Source organism: Sphingomonas sp. CCH21-G11, assembly GCF_001555965.1.
Taxonomy (GTDB): Bacteria; Pseudomonadota; Alphaproteobacteria; order Sphingomonadales; family Sphingomonadaceae; genus Sphingomonas.
The window spans coordinates 71,384-83,993 of record NZ_LSHX01000010.1 but is presented as its reverse complement, the minus strand read 5'-3'; the positions used below and the strand labels follow the sequence as shown (position 1 = coordinate 83,993).

General features: G+C 68.7%; 7 protein-coding genes. 2 read left to right on the top strand and 5 right to left on the bottom strand.

Annotation, left to right across the window (positions count from 1 at the left end; translation table 11 throughout):
- Positions 1 to 27: 27 nt before the first annotated feature.
- Together AX676_RS01890 and AX676_RS01885 are read right to left on the bottom strand one after the other, a co-directional pair.
- Positions 28 to 1,170 carry an SDR family oxidoreductase gene (locus AX676_RS01890; RefSeq protein ID WP_082730950.1) on the bottom strand — a complete coding sequence of 381 codons (1,143 nt, stop codon included), beginning with the start codon at positions 1,168 to 1,170 and terminating at the stop codon, positions 28 to 30.
- A gap of 153 nt (positions 1,171 to 1,323) precedes the next feature.
- Positions 1,324 to 4,254, bottom strand: coding sequence for a TonB-dependent receptor plug domain-containing protein (locus tag AX676_RS01885; RefSeq protein WP_231726110.1), 2,931 nt, complete (start codon positions 4,252 to 4,254; stop codon positions 1,324 to 1,326).
- 520 nt (positions 4,255 to 4,774) lie between these two features.
- On the opposite strand from AX676_RS01885, the gene AX676_RS01880 reads away from it, so the two are divergent.
- Positions 4,775 to 7,186 carry a penicillin acylase family protein gene (locus AX676_RS01880; RefSeq protein WP_082730949.1) on the top strand — a complete coding sequence of 804 codons (2,412 nt, stop codon included), beginning with the start codon at positions 4,775 to 4,777 and terminating at the stop codon, positions 7,184 to 7,186.
- Positions 7,183 to 8,793: an N-acyl-D-amino-acid deacylase family protein gene (locus AX676_RS01875; protein ID WP_066482484.1), complete on the top strand. Its 1,611-nt coding sequence runs from the start codon at positions 7,183 to 7,185 to the stop codon at positions 8,791 to 8,793. The genes AX676_RS01880 and AX676_RS01875 overlap by 4 nt, the downstream gene beginning before the upstream one ends.
- Before the next feature lie 90 nt (positions 8,794 to 8,883).
- Here the strand turns inward: AX676_RS01875 and dinB are convergent, their stop codons facing one another.
- The 3 genes from dinB to AX676_RS01860 form a co-directional block, all read right to left on the bottom strand.
- The gene (gene dinB / locus AX676_RS01870; protein WP_066482482.1) at positions 8,884 to 9,981 is read right to left on the bottom strand and encodes a DNA polymerase IV; all 1,098 of its coding nucleotides are present in this window, start codon (positions 9,979 to 9,981) and stop codon (positions 8,884 to 8,886) included.
- A 238-nt stretch (positions 9,982 to 10,219) separates the two neighbouring features.
- Entirely contained in the window at positions 10,220 to 11,632 is a 1,413-nt protein-coding gene (locus AX676_RS01865) for an efflux transporter outer membrane subunit (protein ID WP_066482479.1), read from the bottom strand.
- On the bottom strand, positions 11,629 to 12,609 hold the full coding sequence (locus AX676_RS01860; RefSeq protein ID WP_066482477.1) for an efflux RND transporter periplasmic adaptor subunit: 981 nt from the start codon (positions 12,607 to 12,609) through the stop codon (positions 11,629 to 11,631). The genes AX676_RS01865 and AX676_RS01860 overlap by 4 nt, the downstream gene beginning before the upstream one ends.
- Between the last annotated feature and the right edge of the window lies 1 nt (position 12,610).

The window sequence follows — 12,610 nt, the reverse complement described above, 5'->3', positions numbered from 1 at the left end:
CTTCTCTCGTGACACGGGTCGGCCTGACTAGGCCGCCGGCACAGCGTCCGGGATCGTCATTTCATCGGCGATGCGTGCGTCGAACGATGCCGAGCTGTCGGTTCCGTCCGGCTGGTGCGCACCCGGCACGGCCGCCCCCGCGGCCGGCGTGCGCGCGCCGGGCCGTGTGGGGCGAAGCATGATCCATGCGAGCGCGCCGGCCGCCCCGATCGCGACGGCCGTGGTCAGCATCGGACGCATCTGCGCCTCGAGCGCCAGGCTGGTCTTGCGCACGAAAATATCCTGGTTCGATCGCTCGCGCCCATCCTTACGGGGCTCGAACAGGTTGTCGCTGGTGCCGTCTTCGGGCGGCTGGTCGATCGACTGGCCGCGTTCGGTCATGAAGCGTTCGGTGAACCAGTCCGCGCCTGCGGGGAACAGGTTGCCGCCCAGCGTCAGCAGGAAGCCCTGGCCCCCCACGACCAGTTCCCGTCGCGGCGTCGTCGCGGCGTGGCAGATCGCCTTGGCGACCAGCTCGGGGTCATAGACGACGGGCGGAATGCGGGCTGGCCGGTCCATCTTGTTGCGCGCATGCTCGGGGTAGGGCGTGTCGATGCCATGCGGCTTGATCAGCGTGATCGACACCGGCAGGCCATCGGCGCCCACCTCGGTGCGTAGCGCCTCGGTAAAGCCCAGCACCGCATGCTTCATGGCCGAATAGGCACCCTGCACCGGCACTGCCCGCTCGGACAAGACCGATCCGACGTTGATCAATGCGCCGCCCCGCGCCTTCAGCCGGTCGACCGCAAACAGGGATGCGCGGACCACGCCGAAATAGCCGACGTCGAAGACGCGGCGCTGCTCGTCGATCGTCGTATCGTCAAGCCGGGCGTAGATGGCGGTCGCGGCGTTATTGACCCAGGTGTCGAAGCCGCCGAACTCGGCATCGGCGACCGCGGCGATCCGTTGTGGCGCATCGTCGTCGGCCATGTCGACCGCGACCCAGGCCGCCTTGCCACCGGACAGGGCGATCCCTTCGACGATCTCACGCAGCGCGTCGCCGTTGCGCGCGGCGAGCACCACGCGTGCCCCGGCGCGCGCGGCACGACGTGCCGTGGCCAGGCCGATGCCCGATGAGGCGCCGGTGATGACGATCGTCTGGTCGGCGATCGGCTTGAGGGCGATGGGCATGGCAATCCTTTCCGCGCGGGGTTGTTCACCCTTCAACGCGGCGGGGAGGCCATGTTTCCCCGGGCTCTTCGCGCCGGGCGTGATGGGCACGCTTGGACGCGCCCAGTCCGACGGGGCGGCGGGGTGCCGGGTCAGGCCCCCCGCCGCACGACGTTACTTGGTCTGCAGTCGGATACCCACGCGGAACGCGCGGCCGAGCAGGTCGGAATAGGTCGTATTGGCCGACAGGCCGCCCTCGGGCAGCAGCAGCGGCGCGCGGTCGAACAGATTGGTGATGTTCAGGAAGACCTGGCCATCGCCCTGATTGTTGATGTTGAGTTTCGCGGTCAGGTTGAGGTCGACGTAAAACAGGCCGGAGACGCTGTTGTCGTCGATCGTCGGGAATTGCGAGACGATCGCCGCCGGCCGCCCGGTCGGGCAGGTGGTCTGGCATTCGATGAAGTTGTTGGAGATGGTCCCCGAACTCACGCCGCGGGCGGTGCCGGTGATCGTGTAGCTCGGGGTGTCGAGGACCGCGTTGAAGCGGAAGATCCACTCGGGCAGACCGCCGCCACCATTCGCCCCGACCGTGTCGACCGGGATGCTGACGCCGCTGTCGGTGATGTTGTCGATATACCGGGTGGCCAGGCCGCGCAGCGTGAACGTGCCTTCGCTGTTGGCGAAGAAGGTGTCGAGCGGGATGCGGTAGCTCGCATCGATGTCGATACCGCGATTGGTGATGCTGGCGAAGTTGAACGGGCTGGCGCGGAAGAACAGCTCGCGGTCGCCGGTCGGGTCGGGGCCGAAGGCGGCGCAGAATTCCTGGCGGCCCTCGAAACAGCGGTTGATGATGTCCTGGGCAAAGAACTGGCCGATCGCGCCCTCGAGCTCGATCAGATACGCGTCGATCGAAGCCGAAAAGCCGGGCAGGAAGCGGGGGGTGAAGATCACGCCGACGCTGGTCGTATCCGCGATTTCGGGATCGAGGTTGAGGTTGCCCGTCGTCGTTTCGCGGAACGTCACGCCGACGCGGTCTGGTTCCGGAAAGGGATCGGTCAGCGTGTTGGTCCGCGACGTACCCGCCTGGAACAGTTCGTTCAGGTTGGGCGCGCGGATGTCGCGCGACCGGGTAACGCGGAAGCGCAGATCCTCGATCGGCTGCCAGGTCGTGCCGACTTTCCATGTCGTGACATAGCCGGACGTGGAATAGTCGGTCGCGCGCACCGCGCCGTTGAACTCGACGCCGCCGCCCAGCGGCACGACGGTTTCGAAATAGGCTTCCTTCACGTCATAGTCGCCGAAGGTCGGCAGGAAGTTGCCGACCGACCAGCCGGTCTGGAACTCGGTGGGCACGAAGCCCGACACTTCCTCGCGCCGATACTCGCCGCCGACCGCGATGCTGACATCGCCCGCCCAGGTCGCGAACGGCGTGAAGGACAGGTTTACCCCGGCGACGGTCTGCTGCAGCTTCTGTTCGCGATAGGGGTCGCCGAGCACATAGTCGATCGCCGCCTGGCTCGTGACGTTGATGCCGAGCCGGTTGAGCGGCACGCAGCCATTGGTCGGGGCCGTCAGCGTCGATCGGCACACGATTGTCCCCGCGGCGATGCCGGCGGCATTTCCGGCAGGCGCGAACACCGCATCGGTCGCCAAGGCGATGCGATTGGTGTTCATGATGCTGCGAAGCTGTTCGCGCGTGTTGGTCTCGCCATATTGGGCATAGGCGCTCCACACCGCGCGCTTGCCGAACATCTCGAAATCGCCGCCGCCGCCGATCGTATAGCGTTGGACGTCGCGCTGGTTGTTGTTGCGCCGGACGGGAAGGTCGACCGCGGTGGTGCCGATCGTCACCGACGTGATGCCGGCGAGGCGCGCCGGACCCAGCGTGTTGATCAGGAACGCGTTGTCCGACCGAAGCGTCACGGCGGTCGAAAGCTGCGGCCCAGCGTTGAAGTCCGATTCCTGCCAGTTATAGGCGGCCTCGGCATAGACTTCCGCCCAGGGCGCGACCTCGTAGCTCACCCGGCCAAAGATGCCGCGGCGGTCATCGGCGGCGTCCAGCCCGATGTTGCGGCTGTTGTCGGCAAGCTGCCAGTCGCCCCCCTGGGTCAGGGTCGGCGCGCCCGCGCTGCCCAGCGCGGGCGAATTGAGCGCGCCATATTGGAACTGGTTCACCGACCCGCCCTGGCCGAAATAAATTCCGCGCAGACGGTTGGCCACACCCCCCGCCGAATTGTTGATGATGCCGCCGGGCAGGGCGTTGGCCGTGCCCGCGCCGGAAACCACCAGATTCTGGGGCAGGCCGTTGGTGTTGGTAAAGGCCGGGTTGGGGATGGTGCGGAAGCCGAACTGGTTCCAGTCACGATCGACCTGGAAAATGCCGTCGCGCTTGGCGAGCTCGGCGCTCACCAGCACGTGGCCGCGCCCGCCGGCGAACTTCAGGCCGCCTGCAACGCTGAACGAATAGTTGAACCCGTCGCCCTCGCCGGTGATGCCGCTGTCGATCGCGACCTTCAGCCCTTCATATTTCTTGTCGAGCACGAAATTGACGACGCCCGCGACCGCGTCGGAGCCATAGGCCGCTGAGGCGCCGCCCGTGACGATCTCGACGCTCTGGACCAGCGCCTGGGGAAAGGTGTTGATGTCGACGAGGCCGGTGACGCTCGATCCCGGCGAACGGCGGCCGTCGAGCAGCACCAGCGTGCGGATCTCGCCCAGCGCGCGCAGGTTGAGCGCGTTGATGCCCGCCAGGCCCGAACTGATCGCCAGGCGGGAATTGGCGGGGCGCAGGCTGCCTGCGACCGATGGGATCTGGTTGACGAAATCGGCGATATTGTTGGTCGGCGACTGGTTCTGGATGTCCTGCTGGGTCAGCACGGTCAGCGGGGTCGGTGCCTGAAAGCCGTCGCGGATGACGCGGGTGCCTGTGACGACGATATCGTCACGCGACTGTGCGTCATCCTCCTGTTCCGCGGGGGCGGGGTCGCTGGTCTGGGCGATCGCCGTCGCAGGAGCCAGGGCGACGAGCGCCATCGCGGTGATGCTGGCATGCAGGGCGTAGCGCCCCGGGCGGCGGCGAAGCTGGACGGTCGCTTGCATCTTCATTCCCCTTAAAATTCCTGAGACGGTATCGGGCGGCGCGCGTGCCGGATACCGAGCCGCAATGTCGCTGCGCCTGTTGGCGTCACGCGTGACGAACCGGTTCCGGTTCGTCGTGCTCGATCGTCATGAAAGCGATGCGGGGTGACTGCCGCCCTTGAGCCCCGCCGCGACGTCGCGGCGGATCGCGGTGAAGCCGATATCTGGTCGCCCCGGCAATTTCCCATTTGACGCATGGCCTCCCCCAAGTGCCGGATCGTGCCGGTCGGCAAGGAAGCACGTCAAGCATTGCCGGTTTTCTTTGCGTTACATCCACCATAACCAAAGGCAATGGACGGGTTCGGCGTACTGCGGTTTGGCACGCAGGCCGCGCAGATGGACCATAGCTTTCCGGCATGCCCGGGCCAACGCTTACCATATGACCTGCCGTCGGGTTGCGATAGCTTTGGGGTCGATACGCTTGGGCATCAGCCCGCCGGTGACGGTACGGGCCACGATCTTGGGGCCAGAGCAGGGGGAAGCCCGGATGAAATTGAATCGCCGCATCTTTCTTGGCGGGACCGCGCTCGTCCTCACCACGGCCGCAGCCGCGCGCGCGATGCAGACCAATGGGGTGCGCGTGAAGCTTCCCGAGCGGCGGCGGCAGGTTGCGGGGATCGCCGGGCAAATCGAGATCGTCGACGACCGTTTCGGCGTGCCGCACATCCGCGCAACGACGAAGGCCGACGCGTTTTTCGGCCAGGGCTATACGGTGGCCCGCGACCGCCTGTTCCAGCTTGACCTTGGCCATCGCCGCGCCATGGGGCGGCTGGCGGAGGCATTCGGCCCGGCTTTCGTCGCGAACGATCACGCCGAACGCCTGTTTCATTATCGCGGTGACCTGGATGCCGAACTGGCCAAGGTGCCGGCGGAGGTGCTGGCGTGCGCGCGCGGCTATGTGGCGGGCGTCAATGCGCGGATCGACGAGGTCATCGCCGACCCCGATCTGCTGCCGGCCGAGTATGGCATCCTCGGTGCGCGCCCGATGAAATGGGACGTGCGCGATCTGGTGCTTCAGCGCGGCGCCTCGATCGGCAACATCGACGACGAAATCCGGCGCGCCCGGCTGGCCGCGCTCGGGATGCTGGAACTCGACACGCTGGTCGCGCCGCTCCGTCCGGCGTGGCGGCTTCGTGTGCCCGACGGGCTGGATGTCGCGTCGATTTCCGAACGCGACCTCGGCGTCCTCGTGACCGCGGAGGGCGCGCTGCCCTTCGGCGCGACACCCAGCCCGGTGCGTGATCCGGACGCGCCATCCGCGGGCCCGGACAATGCCGGATCGAACGCCTGGACGGTGGGCCCAGGGCGCAGCGCGACCGGGCGGCCGATCCTGGCCAACGACCCGCATCTGGGCATCGGCGGCTTCGCGCCGCGCCACGTCGCGCATTTGACCGCCCCGGGACTGGACGTGATCGGCGGCGGCTCCCCCGGGCTGCCCGGCATCATGCAGGGGCACACCGACCGCTTCGCGTTCGGGCGGACCAACTCGCACAACGACCAGAACGACCTGTTCATCCTCGAACTCGATCCGGCCGATCCCGAACGCTATCGCCACGCCGGCGGCTGGAAGCGGTTCGCGACCGTCGAGGAAACCATCGCGGTCAAGGACGCGCCGGCGCAGACGATCCGCATGCGCTATTCGGTGCATGGACCCGTGCTGCGCCACGATGCCGCCGCGCGCCGCGCCGCCGCCATGTCGAGCGTGACGATGATGCCCGGCGCGATGGGCGGCTTCGCCATGATCGCGATCAACCTGGCGCGCGACTGGGAGGATTTGAAACAGGCGTTCCGGCTGCACCCGTCGCCGACCAATTTCCATTATGCCGACATCGACGGCAATCATGGCTGGCAGGTGATCGGCATGGCCCCGCTGCGCAAGGGCGGACATGACGGCCTGCTGCCCGCCCCCGGCGACGGGCGCTATGACTGGACGGGGCGCATCGGTGCGGAGGCACTGCCGCGCGAATATAATCCCGCACGGGGCTGGTTTGCCTCCGCCAACCAGGACAACATCCCGCCCGACTATCCGATGCGCGAACGTCCGCTCGCCTTCTCCTTCCGCGAACCCTATCGCTACGAGCGTATCGTCGAGGTGCTGGAGGCCCAGCCCCGGCACGGCATCGCCGACAGCGCGGCGTTGCAGCAGGACGTGCTGTCGACGCCCGCGCGCCAGCTTGTCGCGCTGATCCCCGCCAGGGTCAGCGACGCTGCCGCTCCGGCCGCCGCGATGCTGCGCGGCTGGGATGGCCAGCTTGGCGCGGGCAGTGCCGCGGCCGCGCTGTTCCGCATCCTGTGGGCGGACCTTGGCACGCGCATTCTCGACACGGTCGTGCCGCCGGCCGCGCGCGAGCTGGTGCCGTCGATCGCGGCGGGCGAGCTGATCCGGGTGATGCGCGACGCGGATCCCCGGCTGGGCGCGAACCCGGCGGCGGTGCGCGACCGCCTGTTCGACCAGGCGCTGGCGTCCGCATGGGCGGAGGCGGTCAAGCTGATGGGACCGGACCCCGCGACGTGGCGCTGGGGCAAGCTGCATCAGGTGCGCATCGCGCATCCCTTGGCCCGCATTCCCGCCATCGCGGCGGCATTTCCGCCGATCGAGGGCGGGGAGTCGGGCGGCGACAACTACACGGTCAACGCCCGCTGGGTGCCGTCGCGCGGCTATCGGACCTCGGGCGGGGCGAGCTACCTTCAGGTGATCGACGTCGGCAACTGGGACGACAGCCTCTACCTCAACCTGCCCGGTCAGTCGGCGGACCCCGCATCGCCGCATTATCGCGATCATTACTCACCATGGATCACCGGGCAGATGCAGAAGCTGCCGTTCAGCCGCAATGCGGTCGAAAAGGCCGCGCAGGCGCGTACGACGCTGATGCCACGGAACAAGGAACCGGCGGAATGAAGCGCAATCGGATCTGGGCATGGGTGCTGCTGGCGGCCGCCAGCGGGTGCGCCACGTTGCCGCCGAGCACTACGGCGACCGCAGACGTCGTCATTCGCGGCGGCACCATCTATGACGGCGGCACCGGGTCGCCGGTGGTCGGCGATGTCGAACTGACCGGCGACCGGATCACTTATGTCGGTCCGTCGCGCGGAACACCCGGCAAGCAGGTGATCGACGCCGCCGGCCGCATCGTCGCGCCGGGTTTCATCGACCCGCACACCCACCCCGACAGCTATATCCGCTCGGACGATCCCGTCGCCCGCCAGAACCTGCCCTGGCTGGCGCAGGGGGTGACGACGATCATCCACGGGGTCGACGGCGGCGGCACGCCCGATGTCGCTGCCGACCTGACCAAGATCGCGCAAAGCGGCGTCGGCACCAATGTCGCGGCGTTCGTCGGCTTCGGCGCAGTGCGCACGCGCGTGCTGGGCGAAGTCGACCGGGCACCGACGCCGGAGGAACTGGCTAGCGAACGCGCGCTGGTCGCCGATGCGATGTGCCAGGGCGCGCTCGGTTTCTCGACCGGCCTGTTCTATGCCCCGCAAAGCTTTGCCAAGACCGACGAAGTGATCGCGCTTGCCCGCGAGGCTGCGTCGCGCGGCGGCATCTATGACACCCATCAGCGCGATGAATCGAGCTACACCATCGGCCTGATCGCCTCGGTGCGCGAAGCGATCCAGATCGGGCGCGAGGCCGGCTTGCCGGTGCATTTCGCGCACCTCAAGGCGCTGGGCGTCGACGTGCATGGCCAGGCGCCGCAACTGATCGCGGAGATCGAGGCGGCACGGCGCGACGGCATCGACGTGACGGCGGATCAGTATCCGTGGAATGCATCGGGCTCCAGCCTTGACGCCGCGCTCGTGCCGCGCTGGGCGGTCGATGGCGGCTATCGCACAATGATCGCCCGGTTCGATGCGCCGGCGACGCTGGCGCGGATCAAGGCGGAGATGGCTGAGAATCTGCGCCGGCGCGGCGGGGCCGCCAGCTTGTTGCTGACCAGCGCCGGGCATCCATGGACCGGGCAGACGCTGGAGCAGATGGCGACGCAGTGGCGCGTCGACCCGATCGATGCCGCGATCCGGATTCTGCGCGTGGCCAGCGCCGACGGCGATCGCGCGGCGGGTACCGGCGTCGCGTCGTTCAACATGATCGACGCCGATATCGACCTGATCATGCGTCAGCCCTGGGTGGTCAGCGGATCGGACGGGTCGAACGGCCATCCGCGCCAATACGCTACCTATCCGCGGCTCTATGCCGAATATGTCCGCAAGCGGGGCGTGATTGATCTGGCCACCATGATCCGCCGGTCGAGCGGCGCGGTCGCCGACATCTATCGCATCGCCGAACGCGGCTATCTGCGCCCCGGCTATTTCGCCGACGTCGTCGTGATCGATCCCGATCGCTATGCGCCGCGCGCCGACTATGTGAATCCGCGCGTGCCGGCGGTCGGCGTCGACGCGCTCTTCGTCAACGGGGTATTGGCACTGGCGCGCGACCAGGCGACCGGCGCACGGGCGGGCAGGGCGTTGCTGCGCCCGCGGCCGGCCGGGTGTGGGGCGAGGTAGGGAGCACGTTTCTCGACTTCGCTCGAAACGAACGGATTCATTTTCACGCTTCTCCGCGTTTCCGTTCGTTTCGAGCGAAGTCGAGAAACTTTACCTTAACGGCAATTCCGGCGCGATCGGGTCGGCCACCACCGCGCCACGAGACAGGTTGGACAGCGTCAGCCCCAGCAGCCGCACCGGCTTCGGCACCGGCAACACGCTGGCCAGCAGGTCACGGCCGACCGCCACGAACTCGGCTTCGTCCCGCACCGGCCGGTCGAGCGAGCGGGCACGGGTGATGATGCGGAAATCCTGATATTTGACCTTCAGCGTGACGGTGCGGCCGGCGACATCGTCCTTGACCGCGATCCGCCGCCATACCGTTGCGCCGATGCGGTCGAGCTCTTCGCCGAGCGCGCGGGGGTCGGACAGGTCGGTGGCGAAGGTGTCCTCCGCGCCGATCGACTTGCGTTCGCGGTCGGCGCGCACCTGGCGGTGACAGATGCCGCGCGCGAGATCATGGTAGTAGCGCGCGCTGCTGCCGAAATGCCGTTCGAGAACGCTCATCTCCACCCCGCGCAGGTCGAGCCCGGTGTGGATGCCCAGCCGCGCCATGCGCTCCGCCGTCTTCGGGCCGACGCCGTGAAAGCGTTTGACCGGCAACCCCGCGACGAAATCGAGCGCGCGGTCGGGTGTGATCACGCACAGCCCGTCGGGCTTGTTCTGGTCGGATGCCAGCTTGGCGAGGAACTTGTTGTAGGAGACGCCGGCGGACGCGGTCAGCCCGGTGTCCGCGCGGATGCGGGCCCGGATTTCACGCGCGATCGGGGTGGCAAGCCCGATGCCCTTCAGGTCGTGGGTCACGTCCAGATAGGCTTCGTCGAGGCTCAGCGGTTCGACATGCGGGGTATAGTCGAGGAAGATCGCGCGGATCTGTTCGCTGACCGCGCGATAGGCGTCGAAGCGCGGCTTGACGAAGATCAGGTCCGGGCACAGCCGCCGCGCGGTGACCGACGGCATGGCCGAGCGCACGCCAAAGCGCCGCGCCTCGTAACTGGCCGCCGCGACCACCCCGCGCGTGCCGCCACCCACCGCGACCGGCAGGCCGCGCAACGCGGGATCGTCACGCTGTTCGACCGACGCGAAGAAGGCGTCCATGTCGACATGGATGATCTTGCGGATCGGTGCTTCGTTCACGCTGTGTTCCATAGCGCGGTTCGTGGGGGTTGGGGAGGGGGGTGCCGAGAATGTCCTTCGATACGCGCCTTCGGCTTCGGCAAAGCCGAAGTTTATCCTGAGCGACGCCGCAGGCGGCGTCGAAGGGCTTAGTCGCTACTCAGGATGAGCGGTCTGGAAAATCTTCCCACCGTAAGCCAAACACCGCTCATCCTGAGTAGCCGCTGAGCCTGTCGAAGCGGCGTATCGAAGGACGTGCGCAACCGCCCCCTCAGCCTTCCCCGCCAACCGCCCGATACAGCGCCACCCGTGCGCGCGCGACTTCCGCCTGGGCGGTGATCGCCGACTGGCGCGAGGCGTAGCTGGTGCGTTCGGCGTCGAGGACGGTGAGGAAGGTATCGAGGCCGCGGCGATAGCGTTCGCGTGCTAGCTGCGCGGCGTCACGGTCGAGTTCGGCCTGGCGCGACAGGGCGCCCGCCCGTTTCGCGGCTGCGTCGAGCGCGCCGAGCGCGGCTTCGGTTTCGCCCAGCGCGGTGAAGAGCGCGCGGCGATAGGTGGCGAATGCTTCGCGCGCTTCCGCCTCGCGCTGGTCGATCCGGGCGCCGATGCGGCCGAAATCGAGCAGCGGCCCGGCGATCGATCCGCCGAGCGACCCGGTAATCGCCTCCTCGTTGAACAGGTCGCCGAACGCCAGCGCGAGCAGGCCGATGCTGCCGGTGATGCTGAACGTCGGGAAGCGCTCGGCCGCGGCGGCTGCGATATCGGCATCGGCAGCGGCGAGGCGGCGTTCGGCCGCCGCGACGTCGGGACGGCGACGCAAGAGCACTGACGGCACTTCGAGCGTCGGCAGGCCAGGGGTGATCGCCGGCACCGGCTGCGCCGGCTCAAGGGCCGCCAGGATCGTATCGGCGGGCGCGCCGGTCAGCGTGACCAATCGGCCGATGATCGCGGCGCGCTCGCCCGCGATCGCGTCGAGCCGCGATTGCGCTTCGGCGGCGAGCGACTGGGCGCGAACCAGGTCGAATCCGGGGACGATGCCCGCCCGGGCGCGCACGCCCGTCACTTCCGCCAGCGCATCCGCACTCGCCAGATCGTCGCGGACCAGCGCCGTGCGCCCGGCGAGATCGCGATAATCGAGTACCGCGCGGGCAATGTCGGTGGCGAGCGCAAGCCGCACCGCCGCGGCATCCGCCGTTGCCGCGTCGAGCCGCGCGGCGGCCGCGCGCTGTCCGGCGCGCAGTCGCCCGAACAGGTCGATGTCCCAGCTGGCATCAGCGGACGCGCTGAAATTGCTGACATAGCGCTGGATCTCGATGCCGTCGGGCAGGCCGGCGAACTGAGCGGCGCTGATTCGCCGCCGCGATCCATCGCCGCCAGCCGTGATGTTGGGCAAGCGTTCCGCGCCCGCGCCGCGCAGCCCCGCGCGGGCGGCATCGATCCGCGCCACCGCGATCGCCAGCTCCGGCGCGTCCGCCATCGCGCGAGCATTCAGCGCGACAAAGGCCGGGTCCTGGCTGGGCAGCAGATCGGGCAGCGTGCCGCTCGCGCTGGCCTGGCGATCGAGCAGCGCGAAGGCATCGGGCAGGGCAATGCTGCCGGGCGCCGGCGGCCGTTCGACCGGGGCGCAGGCGGCGAGCGCCAGCGCGGTCGCGGAGAGGCCGCTCAACAGGTGCCGGCGGCTCATTTCGCGGCACTCGCCCGGCGCGCGGGGACGAACGCGTCGACCTGCTGCCCGACGAACAGCTGATGCCCCTCGGCCGGCAGCGCATAGATCAGCTGGAGCACGCGGATGTCGACCCGCTCGGTCGATGCGTTGGTCAGCGACCGCTTGGGAATGACCAGCGGCTCGGCGCGCACGAAGCTGGCCTGGATGCGGCTCGTGGCATTGCCGCGCGGGCTGATGATCGCGCCGCGTTCGAGCGCGACCTTGTCGATCTCATTCTCGTCGATGTCGACGCGGACGTGCAGCGGGCGGGTGACCCCCAGCGTCAACAGCGGCTCGGCCGAATTGCCCGGCGCCGGCCCGGCAGTCGCATATTGCCCTTCGCGCGTGCGGACCTGCAGCACCTCGGCCGCGCGCGGCGCCCGGACGGTCAGCCGCGCGAGCGTGACGCGCGCGGATTCAAGCTGCGCCTCCGCCTCGCGCACCTCGGCCAGCGCCACGGCGAGCCGCGCCTCCGCGTCCTCGACCACGCCCTGACGATCGATGACCTCCTGGCGCGACACCGCGCGTTCGTCGGTGACGGAGCTGTAGAGTGCGAGCTGGCGGCGCGCGACGTTCAGCGTCGTGCGCGCTGCCGCGACGCTGCGGCGCAGGCGCTCGAGGCGCGCTTCCGCCTCGTTCACCGCGGCACGGGCGTCGCGGCTGTCGATCGAGAAAAGCGGCTGACCCGCCGCGACCTGATCGCCGGCCTGGACATAGACCCGGTCGACCACGCCGGGGATGAACGCCCCCACTTCGATCAGCTCGCTGGACGGTTCGACGACGCCCGAGCCCGCCACGCTGCCGCCACGCTGGGCGGCGGGGGCCTGGGCCGGGGTCTCGACCGGCTGGGTCATGCCGCGATCGGGCTGGCTGCGGGCCACCAGGATCGCGGCGACGATGATGCCGACGATCGCGACGACGGGCAGGATTTGACGCGAAAAGCTGAGTTTTGCCATG

Coding starts and splice junctions, on each gene's coding strand:
- AX676_RS01890 (WP_082730950.1), bottom strand. CDS start 1,170: ATGCCCATCGCCCTCAAGCCGATCGCCGACCAGACGATCGTCATCACC.
- AX676_RS01885 (WP_231726110.1), bottom strand. CDS start 4,254: ATGAAGATGCAAGCGACCGTCCAGCTTCGCCGCCGCCCGGGGCGCTAC.
- AX676_RS01875 (WP_066482484.1), top strand. CDS start 7,183: ATGAAGCGCAATCGGATCTGGGCATGGGTGCTGCTGGCGGCCGCCAGC.
- AX676_RS01860 (WP_066482477.1), bottom strand. CDS start 12,609: ATGGCAAAACTCAGCTTTTCGCGTCAAATCCTGCCCGTCGTCGCGATC.
- AX676_RS01880 (WP_082730949.1), top strand. CDS start 4,775: ATGAAATTGAATCGCCGCATCTTTCTTGGCGGGACCGCGCTCGTCCTC.
- AX676_RS01865 (WP_066482479.1), bottom strand. CDS start 11,632: ATGAGCCGCCGGCACCTGTTGAGCGGCCTCTCCGCGACCGCGCTGGCG.
- dinB (WP_066482482.1), bottom strand. CDS start 9,981: ATGGAACACAGCGTGAACGAAGCACCGATCCGCAAGATCATCCATGTC.